Source organism: Polaribacter sp. Z014, from assembly GCF_023555435.1.
Classification (GTDB): domain Bacteria; phylum Bacteroidota; class Bacteroidia; order Flavobacteriales; family Flavobacteriaceae; genus Polaribacter.
This window is the reverse complement of sequence record NZ_JALCZP010000004.1, coordinates 216595-234735: the sequence shown is the minus strand read 5'-3', so window position 1 is coordinate 234735 and position 18141 is coordinate 216595. Positions and strand designations below refer to the sequence as shown.

Below are 18141 nucleotides of genomic sequence, written 5' to 3'. Positions count from 1 at the left end.
TTAAAAGCTTCTTCCTTTATTTTATTGCAAGCTTCTTGCAGCTTTTCTATTTCACTTTCTATTTAAATAAGCCAAACATAACTTTATTATATTAGGTGTTTTGTTATTTTTGAACTCAATGGATTTGTAATTGAAAAATAGTAATCAACGAATTCTCCTTTTGGGGAAACTAAATATTTTTGAAAATTCCATTTTACAGATGAGCTTTTTTTATGATTTAACTTCTTTGATGTTAGCCAAGTATATAAAAGGTGTTGGTTTTCTCCTTTCACATCAATTTTTTCTGTAATTAAAAATGAAACGCCATAATTTACTTCACAAAATTCTTGAATCTCAGAAGAAGATCCAGGTTCTTGTTTCCCAAACTGATTACAGGGAACTCCTATTACAACTATTTTGTCATTATATGTTTTATGTAATTCTTCTAAATCTTTGTATTGTGGTGTAAATCCGCACTTAGAAGCAACGTTTACAAAAAGAATGTATTTACCTTTAAAATCTGACAAAAGAATAGGGGTATTCTGGAGACTATTAATCTCTATATCGTAAATATTCATATAATTTTGATTTATTTATATTTTAAAACTGACAATTCCGCAGTCTAACTCAAAAATTTGACCAGATATAGCACTCGCTTTTTCAGAAATTAAAAAAGAAGCCATATCTGCAACTTCTTTTGGAGCTAGATATTTTTTTAGAGGATGACGCTCTTTTATGTTTTCAATCATCCGTTCATTATGTAATAGTTTAGAAGCCAAATCTGTGTCTGTTACAGTAGGTGCAATTGCGTTTACACGAATTAAAGGAGTTAATTCTGCTCCTAAGGATTTAGTTAAACCTTCTACGGCAGATTTAGCTGAAGCTACACTGGCATGAAAAGGCATTCCTAATTTTGCGGCAACTGTACTAAATAATAAAATAGAGGGTTTGTTTCCTTTTTTTAAAGAAGGTAGGTAATGTTGAATTGCTTTAACAGCGCCAATAACGTTAATTTCAAAGTCTTCTCTGAAATCATTTAGCTTTAGTCTAGAAATTGGTTTTAAATTGATGCTTCCTGGGCAGTAGATTAAGGTGTCTATTGCTTCTATGTTAGGTAATTCATCTGTAAGAATATCACAAGTATAGTGGTTGAGATTAGTGTGGGCAAGTAAAGGGTTTGTTCTACTAATATTTATAATAGAATTTTCATCAATTAAATTTGCAATAATTGCTTTTCCAATTCCTTTACTTCCTCCAATAACTAAAATTTTATTCATTTGCTTTTAAGGTCTTCCTTTCAAGCGCTTTTCAATTTTTTGTTTAACTGCTGTAAGGCGCTTCATTTGATCCATTATTTCAAGATCTTTTTCTACTTTATATACTTCATTTAGTTCTAGTATTAAGGCTTTTACCTCTCTAGAAGCAACAATTCTATCACTAGTTGTTTTAAATGAGAATTTTCTGTGTTCAAATTCTTCCGCTCTTTCTAATAAATTCATTCTATGTTTCTCTATTTTATTCTATAATTTGTGAATATAATTATAAAATTTAGAAAAACAAGAGAAACCTGTAATTATTACGCAGTAAGTGGTTTTCCTTTTAAACGTCTTTCTATTCTTTGCTTTATAACGGTTAAACGTTTCATGATATCCATAATTTCAGAATCTTTATTCTCTTTATAGATTTCATTTAAGCTTAAAATTAAAGATTTTGCTTCTCTAGCTGCCAATACTCGATCACTGGTAGTTGGGAATCTCATTTTTCTAGTTTCAAATTCTAATGCTTTTTTTATTAACTCCATAATTTAATTTCTGTATTTTACATTTAAATATTCCTTTTTGGAAACTTATAAACTTTAAATGTTTGTTTCGTCTTTTATTCTATTGCTATGATATAATCAATAGTTGTGCCGTTTAATTGATTTAAATATAGATTTATCTTATAGCGTTATAGAGTAAATTTTAGTAGTTTTTAATATGTTTATAACATTTAACTACGATAAATATATTAAAATAAAAATTATCTTTTTCTATTATCAAAAAATATGAATAGAAATTAGGGGCTTTATTTTTTATTAATAATTATTTATATTTCAAATATAATAAATGTTTAATTAATTTGCAAAATAATTAAACAAAATTATTTTTTAAATTGATATGTTTTTATTTTGATACTAATTTGTAATAGCTTTTTAAAGCTAAATAATACCAATTTCATTTTGTTATGTCACTAAAATAATTGAAAATCTGAATGTCTTCCTGAGTCTGTTGGAGGGTATTCAGTAGTTTAAATAGGGTTTCCGACTGAGCAGACGTGAAGTGATCAGAGAGTCGTATCTTTTTTTTAATTAGAATAGTCAAAAACTAATAATGAATTTTAAAGCTTCTTTAAGTAGTTAAATTGGAATAATTCAATTATTTTTTAATAATGAGGCTTCTAAATAAGTTGTTTTTGTGTTTTTAAAAAAAAATAGGTAGAGATGTTTTTATGTATTATAGATAGAAGGAGTGTGTATTAAACACAGATGTTTGTTAAGAGTCTTTGTTTATATTGTTAATCATTCCGTTAAAAACAAACCAATGAAAAGGCATAACGGCATACCAATAGATTCTGCCAGCTAAACCATGAGGTCTAAAAGTAGCTGTTTGGTGTAATTGGTCATCTTTAATTTTAAATTCTAACCAAGCTTCACCGGGCATTATCATTTCTGCGTAGAGTAGTAGTTTTCCTTTTTCCTTATCAGCATATATTACACGCCAAAAGTCTAAAGCATCACCAACATTCAACTCTGTAGGATGTCTTCTCCCTCTTCGTAAACCAGCTCCACCAAAAAATTGATCTAAAAATCCTCTAATTTTCCAAAGAAAAGTGCCATAATACCAGCCTGTTTCTCCACCAATTGCCCAAATTCTGTTTAGTGTTCTTTTTTTGTTTTTTACAATTCTCGTTTTGTGGTCTTTAAAACAGCCATACTCTGGAACATTTACAAATTCATGTACAAAGTTTTTTAGTTTTCCGCTACTTATATAAGAGTCTTTCCAGCTGGAAACAATGCTGTTTTGTTCAATTTTTTTAAAAGCTAATTTTACCGCTTCTTTGTAAGGCATTGGCTGTACGTCTAAAATAGTATTGATGTCGCTTTTATTACCAATTACTTCTACACCCATAGAATTTACTAAAGAACTTGCTAATTTATATGATGTAGAGGTTACAAAATAGAGCCAGTAAGAGGATAGTTTTGGTGTCATAACAGGTACTGTTAAAATCCACCTTTTTAGTTTTCTTACTTCTGCAAATTGCAACAACATTTCTTTATAAGTTAGTATTTCTGGGCCAAAAATATCATGAGAAGTATTAAATAATTCTTTTCTGTCGAGTGCTTTGTGTAAAAAAGACAAGACATCTCTAATTGCTAAAGGTTGTGTTTTTGTGTTCAACCATTTAGGCGCAATCATTGCAGGTAATTTTTCTACTAGGTCTCTTATGATTTCAAAAGAAGAACTTCCGGACCCTACAATTATTCCTGCTTTAAAAGTGGTTAAGGCATATGTGTTTGATGCTAATGTATTTTCAACATTTTTTCTTGATAATAAATGCTTAGAGAGCTTGGTGTCGTTGGTTATGCCACTTAAATAAATAACTTGTTTTATTGTGGTCGTTTCAGCATATTTTTTAAAGTTTAAGGCGCATTTTTCTTCTAAAACATGAAATTCTTTAGCAGAATTAGACATAGAGTGAATTAAATAATAGGCCGCATCAATATCTTTACGGAGGTGAGTTAAGCTTTCATAGTCTAAAAAATCAGCTTCAACTAATTGAATGTTTTTTTGATTTTTGTAATAGCTTTCTGCTCTTATTTTATCTCTAACAGGACAAATAACGGTGTGTCCGTCATTTAATAATAACGGAATTAAACGTTTGCCAATATATCCGGTTGCTCCTGTTACAAGAATTTTCATAGAAGTTATGCTGTGTTTTTAGTTCTTTGATAAGGTAATTTTTTTTTAGTAATTCAACCTTTACATATAACTTTTTAATTTGAACTACGGTAGGCATTTCATATTACAAACTTATAAATTGGCAGATTTAAAACTAGAGCACTTACTTATAAGGTTTATCTTATAAAGATGCTCTAGATCTTTCATTTTTTTATTCTTAAAATGACTTTAAAGCGTTTTAAAATTATTTATTTTTATGTCTTTTGCTTTTAAGTCATGCATTAAATTATACAAACCAAAAAAAGTTCTGTTAATGTAAATAAAGTGCTTAGAACCTCTGTTTCCATTCATGTTTTTTAGTTCTGTGCTTTTGGCATATTTCTGACCCAAATCAGAGAGCTTGCCAAAGAAAACTTTGTCAGAAAAATCAAAAACTTCTTGATGCAAGGGTTGTGTAAATAAAGTTAACATTTCATGAAACATGGCTCTAAAAAAGTCTAATTCTTCTTTAGAATCATCTGCTCTTAGAATTTCTAATTCATATAATTTCTGTTCAAAAATAACAGGATCACTAATACTTTCTGGTTTTGCTAATTCAAAATAAGGAACATAAAACTCCATAGGAATCGTTTTCATGCAACCAAAATCAATGACAATTAATTCGTTTTCTGGTGATATTAAAAAGTTTCCGGGATGCGGATCTGCATGTACTTTTTTTAAGTTATGCATCTGAAACATATAAAAATCCCACAAAGCTTGTCCTAATTTATTAGAAACTTCTTGGTTGTTTGTAGAAAATTCAGATAAATGTACGCCGTGCATCCAATCCATGGTAATAATTCTGTCTGATGATAAATCAGCATAATATTCAGGGAAATTAAGATTCGGAATGTGTTTGCAAGCAGCTACAATTTCTTTACTTTGTTCAACTTCTAATATGTAATTTGTTTCCTCAACTAATTTATTTTCTACTTCTTTAAAATATTTATCAGAATCTTTTCCTCTAATATTAAACATTTTAATAGCAATAGGTTTTACCAAAGCTAAATCTGAAGAAATACTTTGTGCCACACCAGGATATTGAATTTTTACAGCCAATTCTTTTCCATCTTTTTCTGCTTTATGAACCTGACCGATACTTGCGGCGTTTACAGAAACGGTATTGAATTTGTCGTAAATTTCATTCGGATCTTTTCCAAAATATTTTTTAAAAGTTTTGGTAACCAAAGCAGGAGAAAGTGGAGGTACAGAGAATTGAGAAAGCGAAAATTTTTCTACATAAGCCTGCGGTAAAATACTTTTTTCCATACTCAACATCTGAGCTACTTTTAAAGCACTTCCTTTTAAGGTTTTTAAACCGTCGTAAATATCTTCCGCATTATTTTCGTTTAGCTTAGCCTTGGCTTCTTCTTCTGTTTTGGTTATTTTATCTCCGTAATATTTAAGATAATTTACACCTATTTTTGCGCCAGTAGTAACTAATTTAGAAGCTCTCTGAATCTTAGAAGTTGGTATAGAATCTATTGTTTTCATAGGCTATTTAATTGAAGTTTACTTTTTCTTTTAAAATGAATTTTCCAAAATCGATAATGCTTTGTAAAGGTTTAATGTCCATTAAATCAAAACGAGCATTTATAGATTTTTCAATAAAAATATCTGTTTTTTCAAAGGATGGAGAAACATCATCTAGCCAAAACTTCATTGTTACCAATAAGTGAAACCAAGATGATTCTTGAATTGATTTATCTTGGATTTTTTCTAATTTTTCGTGTTTTAAATCTAATTTTTCTATGCCAATATTCTTAACATAGTTGAGATAATTTTCTCGCAGTTTTTTAAGAGACTTTAGTTTTTTAAAATTTTTTTGGCTATTTTCTAAAGCGTATACAACATAACTTCTGTTTGCTGTTAGTATTTCGAAAAATGTAAAATAAAAACTGAGTAATTTGTTTCTTGCATCAAAGTTTTCGTAGTCATCACTTTTGGCTAAAACGGTAATAGTGTGATTAAAAAATTCGGTAAAAACAGCTTCTTCAATAGTTTCAAAAGAACTATAGAATTTATAAAAATCAGCTTCGTCAAAATTATTTTCTTTCGCAAAACTATATACAGATTTTGGTTGATGGTTGTTTTCTAATATAAATTCCATATACCAGGATATTAAATTGTCTTTTGTAATATTTTTCTTTCTAGCCATAATCTTTTGATATTTATGTAAATATACGATTGTTTAACTAATTATCTATTTTGTTAAACAATAATTTTTTGTTAAAATAAATTGAAGCTTTTAAATTAAAAGAATAAACATCAATATATTATCTATATTTGCTTGTAATCTTAATTTATTATAGATGAATTTTAATGTGAAAACAGTATTAATTGCAGTAGTATTAGCAACAACTCTTTTTAGTAGTTGTGATAAAAAACAATCAGAAAAGGATAAAAAAACAATCGTACAAAATGAAGTTTTAACTGAAGAGGTTAAGGCACCGGAAGATATGGTGTGGGTTTCTGAAAAAACTTTTTTAATGGGGGCAAAAGTAGAGGATCAATATGCGATGCCGCGTGAAAAACCTGCGCATAAGGTTTCTGTTGATGGTTTTTTTATTGACACGCATGAAGTTACTAACAAACAATTTAAGAAATTTGTGGATGCAACTAAATATGTTACTGTTGCAGAAAGACCAATAGATTGGGATGAAATTAAAAAAGATTTACCTGCCGGTACAGAAAAACCAGCAGATTCAATATTACAACCAGGAAGTTTAATTTTTAATAAACATGCTAAAGGAGTTGTTTCTATGGATAATTATGGACAGTGGTGGAAATGGCAAATTGGTGCAGATTGGAAGCGTCCTGAAGGTCCAAAAAGTTCTATTGAAGGTCTAGATAATTATCCTGTTGTACACATGGCGCAAGAAGATGCTTTGGCTTATTGTAAATGGGCTAATAGAAGGTTGCCTACTGAAGCGGAATGGGAGTCTGCAGCACAAGGTAAATTTGAAGATAATATTTATACTTGGGGAAATAAGTATGAAGACTTAAATGCGAATGCAAACACTTGGCAAGGTAAATTTCCAACAGAAAATATTTCTGAAGATGGGTTTGATTACATTTCTCCAGTAGCATCGTACCCAGCAAATAATATTGGATTGTATGATATGGCTGGTAATGTTTGGGAAATGACTTCTGATTTATTTAATGTAAATTATTATCAAAGTATAGATCCATCAGTGGTACTTGCAAATCCTATAGGAGCAGAAAAATCATACACACCTAGTAATCCGTATCAAGTGGAGTATGTTATGAAAGGTGGTTCTTTTTTATGCCATGAGTCTTATTGTGCTAGTTTTAGAATTTCCGCAAGAATGGGAATGGAGCCTAATTCTGGTTCAGATCATATTGGTTTTAGAACCGTTGCTACCAAAGAAATGTTAGTGAAATAATTTATTTTTTAGCTAGACGTTTTATTTTACCTAGTTATTTAAGTTTATCGGAATGACTTTTTATAGTACTATTAATTTTTTATTAATAGTACTATTTTTTTTGTGTAGCCTTTAAAATGTTCCTTTAAAAATTATCTTATTGATATCTTTTATAGCTCAGGTATTATGCGGATTCTTGGTCGGAAATAGAGGTATATATACCTACTGACGGATGTAATGGTTGTTTAAATGTTGGTTGAATTCAATATGCGCACGCATGTCAAACTCCAAATTTAGATTTTACAACGGTTTACCTAGTGTATTAGATAGGAATAAATTCTTCTAAATTTAATATTATTTTAAAAGCAAAAAACCTTGATAAATTTTATCAAGGTTTTTTGCTTTTATGTCTCTTAGTGTATTTGTTACAAGACTATATATTAAGGAATAGTGATTGCAATTTAACTAAAAGATTAGTAATTAAAATCGTTTTCCAATACCAATTCCAATGGCCCAAGTATCTAAATTGTTTGCGCGATAGTCATATAAAACAGTAGGAGAAACATCCCAATTGTTTCCAAATTCTATTTCATATTCTAGACCTGCTCTAACAATAAAAAGATTTTCTTGTTTTTCTAACTCAACACCTGCTCCTAAAACTAAAACCCAGTTTTCATGAAACTTATGAAGTGCATCAAGAGTTAAAACGACAGGATGCTCTTTTTCAACAAAAATTTCATGTTCTTTTTCTATTTCAAAAGTTTCAAGTTCTAGATCATTATGTAGGCCTAATCCCCATTTTTCATTAATCCAATATTCTAAATCCAATCCAAAGGAGGGAACAATAACAACTTTATCCCCATCGCTTGTAGAGGTAGGAATGAATGTGTGACTTAAAACAGGGCTAACTCTAAAATGTTTAAAATTTTCTTCTTGTGCAGTAGCAATAAAGCTAATAAAAGTTAATACGATTATTAAGGTGTTTTTTTTCAAAATAATTTTTATTGAATATTATTAAGCAAGCAAAAGTATATATTTATTTTATTTTCAAACATGATAAATGTTATTTTTTACTTCTAAGTAAGTCTTAGGGAATATTAAATTATTTGAAGTCCTTGATTTATGTTTTCAATATTAGGACTTATAGACTTGTTCTGTGTAGTAATTAATATAGGTAGGTGAAATTGTGATGTGATTTTTTATCTTTTTGCTAAGAAGTTTTAAGGCGTATGAATTTTGAAATTGATCACAGAATATAAAAAAACAAGGTTTTTGTAAAATAAAAAAAGCTGAATATTTTAAAAAATATTCAGCTTTTAGTCGGGGTGGCAGGATTCGAACCTGCGACCTCCTCGTCCCAAACGAGGCGCGATGACCGGGCTACGCTACACCCCGAAAATGATAGTTCATTTAAGGACTGCAAAGATACACTCTTTTTACAAATAACAATCATTTTTAATAATTATTTTTCATTACATATTGTTAATTTACTTTAATTATGTTTTCATTATTAAAATTTATAAACATTTGTATTTATAAGTATCAAAATATGATACTTTTACACTTCTAAAATTGATACAGAATATTATGTCAGATACAATAGAAAAAATTAAATGTTTAATAATTGGTTCAGGGCCTGCAGGATATACTGCAGCAATTTATGCAGCAAGAGCAGACATGAAACCTATTATGTATACAGGAATGCAAATGGGAGGTCAATTAACAACTACAACTGAAGTTGATAATTTTCCAGGGTATCCAGAGGGTACGGATGGAACGGCAATGATGACCGATTTACAAAAGCAAGCAGAACGTTTTGGTACAGAAGTTCGTTTTGGATTGGTAACTAGTGTAGAATTAAGTGATAAAGTGGGTGGAATTCATAAAGTTGTTGTGGATGAGACGAAACAAATTGAAGCAGAAACTATTATTATTTCTACAGGAGCAACTGCAAAATATTTAGGATTAGAAAGTGAACAACGTTTAATTGGTGGAGGTGTTTCGGCTTGTGCTACTTGTGATGGGTTTTTCTACAAAGGACAAGATGTTGTAGTGGTTGGAGCAGGAGATACGGCTGCAGAAGAAGCTACTTATTTATCTAATATTTGTAATAAAGTTACAATTTTGGTTCGTAAGGATTTTATGAGAGCTTCTAAAGCGATGCAACATAGAGTTCAAAAGACTAAGAACATTGAAGTTTTATACAATACAGAAATAGATGAGGTTTTAGGATCTAATGTTGTAGAAGGGGTTAGAGCCATCAATAACCAAACAAAAGAAACTACAAATATTCCTGTAACAGGTGTATTTATAGCTATTGGACATACGCCAAATTCAGATTTATTTAAAGGTGTTTTAGATATGGATGAAACAGGTTATTTAATTACCAAAGGGAAATCTACAAAAACAAACTTACCAGGAGTTTTTGCTGCTGGAGATATTCAGGATAAAGAATACAGACAAGCGGTAACTGCTGCAGGTACAGGATGTATGGCTGCTTTAGATGCAGAACGTTATTTAGGTGCTCTAGAATAAGCAACGCAATTGTATTTTATATATAAAAAAAGAGATTACTGTTAAAGTAATCTCTTTTTTGTTGTTTCATTGCGTACAACGAAGTAATCTTTATATTCTATGTATGGACTCCTGCTTTAGCAGGAATAACAAATTCTTAAACTTCTACAGAAGCTTTCATAGATTTTCTGTAAGTAAAAGAATTAAATATATTTCTTTTACCAAAATTGTTCATTGATTTTGCGTTTACAAATTTTCCGAAAAGTATTTTACTAACACCAAAGTATTCGTATTTATTTCCATCAGTAAAAGTAACCTCTAATAACATACTTTTATGGTGCCAATCTGCAACCTGAAATTCTGTTATTGTTGTTTTATAAGCATCTAAATTAGCCGCTTTCGTTTCTGGAGCTATACTTACTAAGAAATGATACCCATCAATAATTTGAGTACTCATTACATCTGCTTCATCCTTTTTTTCTTGATCTTGAAATTTATCTGGGTGCCACTCTTTCACTAAACCTCTGTAAGATTTTTTTAAATCCTTTAAATCAATAGATCCTTCTACTTTAAAAAGTTTTTTATATTCTTTTATACGCTTCATTTCGTTATTTTCAAATTGCGTGCAAAACTACTGATATTAAATGGATTGTGATGCACCAAATTATTATTATATTATAAACATCTATTTTAAGTCAGATTTTTAATTGTTTAAATTGTTTTTTTACTGATTTATATCATTCTTTTTTGGTGTTTAATTTTGCAACTTTAAGCATAGTTCTAAAGCCTTTTATTATGAAAACGCACATTTCTTATTACGAAAATAAATATGAGTTTCGCTTGTTTGTTCAAAAGTCCTTTTCTACTTTATTAAAGCTAAAACAAGAAAAAGATCAGACTTCCTTTAATAATTTGGTCTTAAAAATATTGCCAGAAATTCGAAAATATGTAAATAAAAGATTAAATGCTGCTATAAAAACAGGTCATTTTTCTAAAAAGAAATATAAAGCTGATGATATTATTGACCAGCTCTTTATAGCTATTTATGATGCTATTGAAGCTGTAGAAAATGAAGACAATTTCTATGTATGGTTGTTTAAAAAAACAAATGATTTGTTAGATGATGTTATTGTAGAAGAAGAGTTTAATGAATTGTTTTTTAAAAATATAGATGATTATACCAAACCAGAATGGGATGAAATGCAAGAGAAATTTAGTACTGATGGAGGAGGAGATTTATTAATGATTGAAGAACTAGATGATTTTACATACAATCATAACGATTATAGTTTAGAGGATGTTTTTGTGGAAGATGATGAGAAAGCATTAGCTGAAACATTAGATAAAAAATTAGGAGAAGATAAAGTTAATGAACATATAGAATTAGTAGTGCACAATATGCCTGCGGAAATGCGAATTGTTTTCTATTTATGTACCAATCAAAAGTTACAAATAGAGGAAATTGCAGAAATACAAAAAAAATCAATCCCTGAAGTTGAAAAACTTTTAAGCGATGCAAAAAAAGTAATTCAAAGAAGTCTCTTTAATAGATACGCCGCAGAGAATTAAGGTTTTAAATTTGGGTTAGAAATCACTTTTTATAAGTTAGCTAAAAATCTACTTAATAAGAAGTGATTTTTTTATGACGAATAGAATCTTTTTGATCATTAGTCCAATTATATTTTCCCTCATAAATACCTTTTGTTTCCCAGTCTCCATACATTGGGTTTGGTAATACAATGTACTTATTACCAAAAGAGGTATGTAAGCTATCTGTATTTTTATTTCTTTGAGTTGTAGTGCTATTTTCAAATATCGATGAAAAATCAGATAAATTATCACCCAAAAGTAATACTATTTCATGGGTTTTGTTGACAATACTTCTTCTAGAACCTTTTCCGCTACTATTGGTTTTTAAAAGTACGTGAGTTTCATCCGCAAAAGGAAAACCTTTTAATTGTAAGTTTCTAATGGTTTCTTTTGTCTGTTCTGCAGATCTGTTAGAAATGTAAAATATAGTTACATTTTTACGCTGAGCGTATTTAAAAAAATTGAGTGCTCCTGGTATAGCTTTTGCATTTTCTTTTTTTACCCATTCGGTCCATCTTTCTGAAGTATAATTTTCGTCTAATTCAATTTGTTTACCAGAATACGGACTGTTGTCTAAAAGAGTTTCGTCTATATCGGTAACAATAGCAATTGGTTTTTTAGATGTATTATTTGCTAAAATTTGATCTAATCGAAGCTGTGCTAAATTGTAAGCTTGATAAGTTAATGCTTTGTATTCTGCTGCATTTTGAACCCACAATAAAGATTGTATGGTATGTTCCTTAATTGGAGTCTTATTTATAGTTTGTTGTTTTATAGTAGTAATTTGAGTTTTACAACCGAAAAAAATGAATGCTGTAAAAAGAGAAAAAAATATTTTATTTTTCATTATGGTTTCTATTTTAGGAAATACGAATGTGCTTCAAAATTAATATAATTTTAATTATATTATGAATATTTAGCATATAAAAAAACCATCATTTTTAATGATGGTTTTTACAACAAACAACTAATTTAATCTAAAAGTTAGATTAATTTTTTACTATATTTTGATTGTCAGTTGAGTTTGAAGAAGAGTTTAAAAATTTCAACAAACTCAATTTGACATCAAGAGATTTTTAGAAGCAGTATTTATTTTCTGCTTTTACTTTTTCTGCTATTTCGTTACGTAAATCAACAATATCTGGGTAGTTTTGGTATTTTGTAAAACGTTTTAAGCCCATTAACATCATACGTTGCTCATCTCCTTCTGCAAAAGAAATAATACTTTCTTTTCCTTTTTCTTCAATAATATCTACTGCGTGATATAAATATAATTTAGACATTGCAATTTGAACAGATTGTTCTTTTTCGCTGGTGCGTTTTACATTCTTTTCTGTTCTTAGAATGGCAGATTCTGCCATGTATATTTCAATTAAAATATCTGAAGCTGCAATTAATAATTGTTGATGTTTTTCTATCTCAGGACCATATTTTTGAAGCGCTGCACCTGCAACCATTAAAAATGTTTTCTTTAATTTAGAGATCATTAGTTTTTCTTCAGAAAATAATTCTGAAAAATCAGGAGTATCAAAAGAAGGAATACCCATTAAGCTATTTGCAACTTCTGTTGCTGGGCCTAATAAATCTACATGCCCTTTCATGGCTTTTTTAATCAACATTCCTACAGAAAGCATTCTGTTAATTTCATTTGTTCCTTCGTAAATACGAGCAATTCTTGCATCTCTCCAAGCAGATTCCATGGGAGTTTCTTCAGAGAATCCCATTCCACCAAAAATCTGAATTCCTTCATCGGCACAACTTTGTATGTCTTCGGAAACGGCCACTTTTAAAATAGAACATTCAATAGCATATTCTTCTACACCTTTTAATTCTGCTTCTTGATGTGTGTTTCCTGCTGCAACTCTTAATGCAATTCTGTCTTCAATATCTTTAGAAGCTCTATAGGTTGCTGATTCGCCAACATAAGAATTCGTTGACATTTCTGCTAATTTTACTTTAATAGCACCAAAATCTGCAATAGGAGTTTTAAACTGCTTGCGCTCATTTGCATATTTTACAGCATGCGTAATCACCCTTCTTTGAGAATCTAAACAAGCAGCTGCTAATTTAATTCGCCCAACATTTAAAGCGTTCATGGCGATTTTAAAACCTTCTCCACGACCAGCTAACATGTTTTCTGCAGGTACTGCCGTATCATTAAAAAATACTTGTCTTGTAGAACTTGCTCTAATCCCTAATTTATGTTCTTCTTCTCCTAATGTAATTCCATTCGGATTTTCTTTATCGAATTCAACAATAAAACCAGTAATATTTTTATCACCTTCTATACGAGCAAAAACGATCATTAAACGACAAAAACCTGCGTTCGAAATCCACATTTTTTGTCCGTTAATTTTGTATGATTTTCCATCAGCAGACAATTCTGCAGTTGTTTTTCCTGAATTTGCATCAGAGCCAGCACCTGGTTCTGTTAAACAATATGCACCAAACCACTCACCTGTAGCTAGTTTAGGAACATATTTTTGTTTTTGTTCTTCCGTTCCGTATAAAGTAATTGGCATAGTTCCAATACCAGTATGCGCACCAAAAGCAGTACTAAAAGAACCTGTTCCGCTTGAAATATAATCGCAAGTTAAAACGGTAGAAACAAATCCCATTCCTAATCCTCCATAAGCTTCAGGCACTGCAACTCCTAGAAACCCTAATTCACCAGCTTTTACCATTACTTCTTCAGTAAGCGCATAGTCTTTAGCTTCAAAACGTGCTTTATGCGGAATGATTTCTCTATCATTAAATTCCATAACCGCTTCCTTCATCATCTGTTGCTCCTCAGAAAAATCTTCTGGAGTAAATACATCTTCACAGTTTGTTTCTTTTACAAGAAATTGTCCACCTCTTAAAAGTTCTTTATTAGTTGTTTCCATATTTTTATTGACTTATGATGGTAAGACTGATGACATAAGACGTCAATTGAATTACCAGATTTTGATAGTTATATAATTTTTTTATTGAATTTAAGTCTTACGTCTTAAGTTCATTTAGTCTTATGTCGTTTAAGACAAAAACTCAAACACACCTGCAGCACCTTGTCCAGTACCAACACACATGGTTACCATTCCGTATTTGTTCTTCATGTTACGTTTGCGCATTTCATCGAATAATTGCACAGATAATTTTGCACCAGTACAACCTAATGGATGTCCTAATGCAATGGCGCCACCATTTACATTTACAATGTCTTGGTTTAGGTCTAGCTCACGCATTACTGCTAAAGATTGAGAAGCAAAAGCTTCATTCAATTCAATTAGTTCAATATCTTTTTGTTGTAAACCTGCTTGTTTTAAAACCTTAGGTATTGCAGCTACAGGACCAATTCCCATAATTCTTGGTTCTACACCTGCAGCAGCATAATTTACTACTCTTGCAATAGGTTCTAGATTTAATTCTTTTACCATTTCTTCACTCATCACCATAACAAAAGCAGCACCATCACTCATTTGAGATGAGTTACCAGCTGTTACACTTCCACCTGCCGCAAAAACTGCGCGTAATTTATTTAAAACTTCAATAGAAGTCCCTTTTCTAGGTCCTTCATCTTTAGTTACTGTATATTTTCTTGTTGCTTTTTTTCCGTTTGCATCTAAAAAGGTTTCTTCAACTTCAATAGGAACTATTTGATCTTGAAAACGGTTTTCTGCTTGCGCTTTTAAAGCTTTCATGTGAGAATTAAATGCAAATTCATCTTGATCCTTTCTAGAAACATTAAATTGGTTTGCAACTGCTTCTGCAGTGTTTCCCATTCCCCAATAATAATTAGCATGACCAGATTTAACAGTATCATAATTCAATTCTGGTTTAAAACCAGTCATTGGTACAGAGCTCATGCTTTCTGCTCCACCTGCAATAATACAACTTGCCATTCCTGCATTAATTTTAGCTGCTGCCATGGCAATTGTTTCTATTCCAGAAGAACAGAAACGGTTTACGGTAACACCAGGAACATCCACTGAGTTTAATCCTATTAAGGAAATAAATCGTGCCATGTTTAACCCTTGTGCTCCTTCTGGCATTGCATTACCAACCATTACATCATCGATGCGTTTTACATCCAAATTTGGGATTTCTTTCATCATGTGCTGAATGGTTTCTGCACCTAATTCGTCTGCTCGTTTAAAGCGAAAAACACCTTTTGGAGCTTTTGCAACTGCTGTTCTATATGCTTTTACTATATATGCTGTTTTCATTTTTTCTTGATTTTTAGATTATTGGATTTTCAGATATTTAGATTTCTAACAATCGAGAAATCTAACGTTCTAATAATCTAATTTCTTAATGGTTTTCCAGTTTTCAACATTGCTTGAATTCTTTCTAATGTTTTACGTTCTGTACATAAACTCAAAAATGCTTCTCTCTCTAGATCTAATAAATACTGTTCTGTAACCAATGTTGGTTCAGATAAATCTCCACCAGCCATTACATACGCTAGTTTATTGGCAATTTTCATGTCATGTTCACTAATGTATTTAGAGTCTTTCATAGAATCTGTACCTACCAAAAACATTCCTAAAGCTTGTTTTCCTAAGACGGTAACATCAGTACGTTTTGCGGGTTGTGTATATCCACTTTCCGCCATTAGTTTTGCATGTGCTTTTGCAGTTGCAATTTGTCGGTCTTTATTAACAACTACAACATCTTTTCCTTTTTGAAGTAACCCTAAATCGAAAGCTTCATAAGCAGAAGTAGATACTTTTGCCATACCTATGGTTAAGAAGTTTTCTTGTAAAACGTTTAATTCTACGTCTCCTTTCTTAAAAGAATCTGATGCTCTTAAAGCCATTTCTTTAGAACCACCACCACCAGGAATTACACCAACTCCAAATTCTACTAATCCCATATACGTTTCTGCTGCTGCAACCACTTTATCGGCATGTAAAGAAATTTCACAACCACCACCTAAAGCCATTCCGTGTGGAGCAGAAATAGTTGGTATAGATGAATAGCGCATACGCATCATCGTGTCTTGAAAATATTTAATGGCATAATTTAATTCATCATATTCTTGCTCTACAGCCATCATAAAAATCATACCAATATTTGCTCCTACAGAGAAGTTTGCAGCTTGGTTACCAACAACCAAACCTTGAAAGTCTTTTTCTGCTAAATCAATTCCTTTATTAATTCCTGCTAAAACGTCTCCACCAATGGTGTTCATTTTAGATTGGAATTCTATATTTAAAATTCCGTCTCCAATATCTTCTATAACAACACCAGAATTTTTAAAAACTTCGTTTGATTTTCTAATGTTATCTAAAATAATAAAACCATCCTGACCCGGTTTTTTAGTTTGAGATTTAGAAGGAATGTCATAAAAATAAGTAGCTCCTTCTTTTACTGAATAGAACGATTTAGAACCAGAAGCTAACATTTCTGTTACCCAAGTTGCAGGTTCTTTACCTTCGGCTTTCATTAGTTCGATTCCTTTTTCTACACCAACGGCATCCCAAATTTCGAAAGGACCATTTTCCCAACCGAATCCTGCTTTCATGGCATCATCAATCTTATACAATTCATCAGAAATTTCTGGAATTCTATTTTGGACGTATGCAAACATGGCTGCGAAGTTCTTTCTATAGAATTCACCAGCTTTATCTTTTCCACCAATCAATACTTTAAATCGGTCAATTGGCTTATCAATCGTTTTCGTAAGTTCTAAAGTTGCAAATTTTGCTCTTTTAGAAGAACGATATTCTAAAGTATCTAAGTCTAAAGTTAAAATTTCTTTTTTTCCTTCAGCATTTACTGTTTTTTTGTAGAAACCTTGTCCAGTTTTACTTCCCAACCATTTGTTTTCCATCATTTGGTTGATGAAACTAGGAAGCTTAAATAAATCGTGAGCTTCATCATCAGGACAGTTTTCATAGATTCCGTTAGCAACGTGTACTAGCGTATCTAAACCAACAACATCTACGGTTCTAAAAGTAGCCGATTTAGGTCTACCTATAACTGGTCCTGTTAATTTATCAACTTCTTCAACGGTTAGGCCTAGTTCTTTTACTTGATGGAATAAAGATTGAATTCCGAAAATTCCAATTCTATTTCCAATAAATGCAGGCGTATCTTTTGCTAAAACAGATGTTTTACCTAAGAATTTCTCACCATACATCATTAAGAAGTCTGTAACTTCTTGTGTACAATCTGGACCAGGAACAACTTCAAAAAGTTTTAAATATCTTGGAGGGTTAAAAAAGTGAGTTACTGCAAAATGCTTTTGAAAGTCTTCACTTCTTCCTTCATTCATAAATTGGATAGGAATACCAGAAGTATTAGAAGAAATAATAGTACCTGGGGTTCTGTGTTTTTCTAGTTTTTCAAAAACGATTTTTTTGATGTCTAGTCTTTCAACAACAACTTCCATAATCCAATCTACATCAGCAACTTTTGCAATATCATCCTCTAAATTACCAGTGGTAATTCTGTTTGCAAATTTTTGATTATAAATAGGAGAAGGCTTAGATTTAAGGGAAGCTGTAAGCGCATCATTTACTAAACGATTTCGTACAACTTTGTCTTCGAGGGTTAATCCTTTAGCTTTTTCTTTGGCGTTTAATTCTCTTGGCACAATGTCCAATAATAGAACTTCAACGCCAATGTTTGCAAAATGACAAGCAATTCCGCTTCCCATAATTCCAGAGCCAACTATTGCTACTTTTTTAATTCTTCTATTCATTAGTTAA

16 protein-coding genes and 1 tRNA gene are annotated in these 18141 nt (G+C 30.9%); 3 read left to right on the top strand and 14 right to left on the bottom strand.

All coding sequences use genetic code 11. The features are described 5' to 3' along the window. Positions 1–86 precede the first annotated feature (86 nt). From MPF19_RS07990 to MPF19_RS07960, 7 genes are all read right to left on the bottom strand, one after another. Positions 87–557 carry a glutathione peroxidase gene (locus MPF19_RS07990; protein ID WP_249987648.1) on the bottom strand — a complete coding sequence of 157 codons (471 nt, stop codon included), beginning with the start codon at positions 555–557 and terminating at the stop codon, positions 87–89. Between the two features lie 15 nt (positions 558–572). Then, positions 573–1256, bottom strand: coding sequence for an SDR family NAD(P)-dependent oxidoreductase (locus MPF19_RS07985; protein WP_249987647.1), 684 nt, complete (start codon positions 1254–1256; stop codon positions 573–575). A 6-nt stretch (positions 1257–1262) separates the two neighbouring features. Then, on the bottom strand, positions 1263–1478 hold the full coding sequence (locus MPF19_RS07980; RefSeq protein ID WP_087520715.1) for a hypothetical protein: 216 nt from the start codon (positions 1476–1478) through the stop codon (positions 1263–1265). Positions 1479–1555: 77 nt separating this feature from the next. Then, positions 1556–1780, bottom strand: a complete 225-nt coding sequence (locus MPF19_RS07975; protein ID WP_203394065.1) for a hypothetical protein — start codon at positions 1778–1780, stop codon at positions 1556–1558. Positions 1781–2510: 730 nt separating this feature from the next. Then, positions 2511–3938, bottom strand: a complete 1428-nt coding sequence (locus MPF19_RS07970) for an SDR family oxidoreductase (protein WP_203394064.1) — start codon at positions 3936–3938, stop codon at positions 2511–2513. 207 nt (positions 3939–4145) lie between these two features. Next, entirely contained in the window at positions 4146–5450 is a 1305-nt protein-coding gene (locus tag MPF19_RS07965) for an ABC1 kinase family protein (protein WP_203394063.1), read from the bottom strand. Between the two features lie 7 nt (positions 5451–5457). Beyond that, positions 5458–6114 (bottom strand): TetR family transcriptional regulator C-terminal domain-containing protein, encoded by a 657-nt coding sequence (locus MPF19_RS07960; RefSeq protein WP_203394062.1) that lies wholly within the window; start codon positions 6112–6114, stop codon positions 5458–5460. A 166-nt stretch (positions 6115–6280) separates the two neighbouring features. Here MPF19_RS07960 and MPF19_RS07955 point away from each other — a divergent pair, with 166 nt between their 5' ends. Then, positions 6281–7363 carry a formylglycine-generating enzyme family protein gene (locus tag MPF19_RS07955; protein ID WP_249987645.1) on the top strand — a complete coding sequence of 361 codons (1083 nt, stop codon included), beginning with the start codon at positions 6281–6283 and terminating at the stop codon, positions 7361–7363. A 459-nt stretch (positions 7364–7822) separates the two neighbouring features. On the opposite strand, the gene MPF19_RS07950 is transcribed toward MPF19_RS07955, so the two are convergent. Next, positions 7823–8335 (bottom strand): hypothetical protein, encoded by a 513-nt coding sequence (locus tag MPF19_RS07950; protein WP_203394060.1) that lies wholly within the window; start codon positions 8333–8335, stop codon positions 7823–7825. 327 nt (positions 8336–8662) lie between these two features. Further along, positions 8663–8737 (bottom strand) — tRNA-Pro (locus MPF19_RS07945). Positions 8738–8929: 192 nt separating this feature from the next. Between MPF19_RS07945 and trxB the strand changes: the two genes are divergently transcribed. Continuing rightward, entirely contained in the window at positions 8930–9877 is a 948-nt protein-coding gene (gene trxB, locus MPF19_RS07940) for a thioredoxin-disulfide reductase (protein ID WP_203393864.1), read from the top strand. Between the two features lie 136 nt (positions 9878–10013). On the opposite strand, the gene MPF19_RS07935 is transcribed toward trxB, so the two are convergent. Further along, positions 10014–10460 carry a KTSC domain-containing protein gene (locus tag MPF19_RS07935; RefSeq protein WP_203393865.1) on the bottom strand — a complete coding sequence of 149 codons (447 nt, stop codon included), beginning with the start codon at positions 10458–10460 and terminating at the stop codon, positions 10014–10016. Positions 10461–10651: 191 nt separating this feature from the next. Between MPF19_RS07935 and MPF19_RS07930 the strand changes: the two genes are divergently transcribed. Continuing rightward, a complete protein-coding gene (locus MPF19_RS07930) occupies positions 10652–11425 on the top strand; it encodes an RNA polymerase sigma factor (RefSeq protein ID WP_203393866.1) in 774 nt (257 codons plus the stop codon). Between the two features lie 52 nt (positions 11426–11477). Here MPF19_RS07930 and MPF19_RS07925 read toward each other — a convergent pair whose 3' ends face one another. From MPF19_RS07925 to MPF19_RS07910, 4 genes are all read right to left on the bottom strand, one after another. Beyond that, the gene (locus MPF19_RS07925; RefSeq protein WP_249987643.1) at positions 11478–12293 is read right to left on the bottom strand and encodes a 5'-nucleotidase, lipoprotein e(P4) family; all 816 of its coding nucleotides are present in this window, start codon (positions 12291–12293) and stop codon (positions 11478–11480) included. Positions 12294–12522: 229 nt separating this feature from the next. After that, entirely contained in the window at positions 12523–14331 is a 1809-nt protein-coding gene (locus tag MPF19_RS07920) for an acyl-CoA dehydrogenase FadE (RefSeq protein WP_249987641.1), read from the bottom strand. A 129-nt stretch (positions 14332–14460) separates the two neighbouring features. Next, entirely contained in the window at positions 14461–15651 is a 1191-nt protein-coding gene (locus MPF19_RS07915) for an acetyl-CoA C-acyltransferase (protein ID WP_203393869.1), read from the bottom strand. Between the two features lie 77 nt (positions 15652–15728). Then, complete coding sequence (locus tag MPF19_RS07910; protein WP_249987639.1) at positions 15729–18134, bottom strand: 3-hydroxyacyl-CoA dehydrogenase/enoyl-CoA hydratase family protein; 2406 nt, start codon at positions 18132–18134, stop codon at positions 15729–15731. Between the last annotated feature and the right edge of the window lie 7 nt (positions 18135–18141).

What these genes read in the sequence shown, in the direction of transcription:
- MPF19_RS07990 (WP_249987648.1), bottom strand. Translation starts at nt 557, where the DNA reads ATGAATATTTACGATATAGAGATTAATAGTCTCCAGAATACCCCTATT.
- MPF19_RS07985 (WP_249987647.1), bottom strand. Translation starts at nt 1,256, where the DNA reads ATGAATAAAATTTTAGTTATTGGAGGAAGTAAAGGAATTGGAAAAGCA.
- MPF19_RS07980 (WP_087520715.1), bottom strand. Translation starts at nt 1,478, where the DNA reads ATGAATTTATTAGAAAGAGCGGAAGAATTTGAACACAGAAAATTCTCA.
- MPF19_RS07975 (WP_203394065.1), bottom strand. Translation starts at nt 1,780, where the DNA reads ATGGAGTTAATAAAAAAAGCATTAGAATTTGAAACTAGAAAAATGAGA.
- MPF19_RS07970 (WP_203394064.1), bottom strand. Translation starts at nt 3,938, where the DNA reads ATGAAAATTCTTGTAACAGGAGCAACCGGATATATTGGCAAACGTTTA.
- MPF19_RS07965 (WP_203394063.1), bottom strand. Translation starts at nt 5,450, where the DNA reads ATGAAAACAATAGATTCTATACCAACTTCTAAGATTCAGAGAGCTTCT.
- MPF19_RS07960 (WP_203394062.1), bottom strand. Translation starts at nt 6,114, where the DNA reads ATGGCTAGAAAGAAAAATATTACAAAAGACAATTTAATATCCTGGTAT.
- trxB (WP_203393864.1), top strand. Translation starts at nt 8,930, where the DNA reads ATGTCAGATACAATAGAAAAAATTAAATGTTTAATAATTGGTTCAGGG.
- MPF19_RS07935 (WP_203393865.1), bottom strand. Translation starts at nt 10,460, where the DNA reads ATGAAGCGTATAAAAGAATATAAAAAACTTTTTAAAGTAGAAGGATCT.
- MPF19_RS07930 (WP_203393866.1), top strand. Translation starts at nt 10,652, where the DNA reads ATGAAAACGCACATTTCTTATTACGAAAATAAATATGAGTTTCGCTTG.
- MPF19_RS07925 (WP_249987643.1), bottom strand. Translation starts at nt 12,293, where the DNA reads ATGAAAAATAAAATATTTTTTTCTCTTTTTACAGCATTCATTTTTTTC.
- MPF19_RS07920 (WP_249987641.1), bottom strand. Translation starts at nt 14,331, where the DNA reads ATGGAAACAACTAATAAAGAACTTTTAAGAGGTGGACAATTTCTTGTA.
- MPF19_RS07915 (WP_203393869.1), bottom strand. Translation starts at nt 15,651, where the DNA reads ATGAAAACAGCATATATAGTAAAAGCATATAGAACAGCAGTTGCAAAA.
- MPF19_RS07910 (WP_249987639.1), bottom strand. Translation starts at nt 18,134, where the DNA reads ATGAATAGAAGAATTAAAAAAGTAGCAATAGTTGGCTCTGGAATTATG.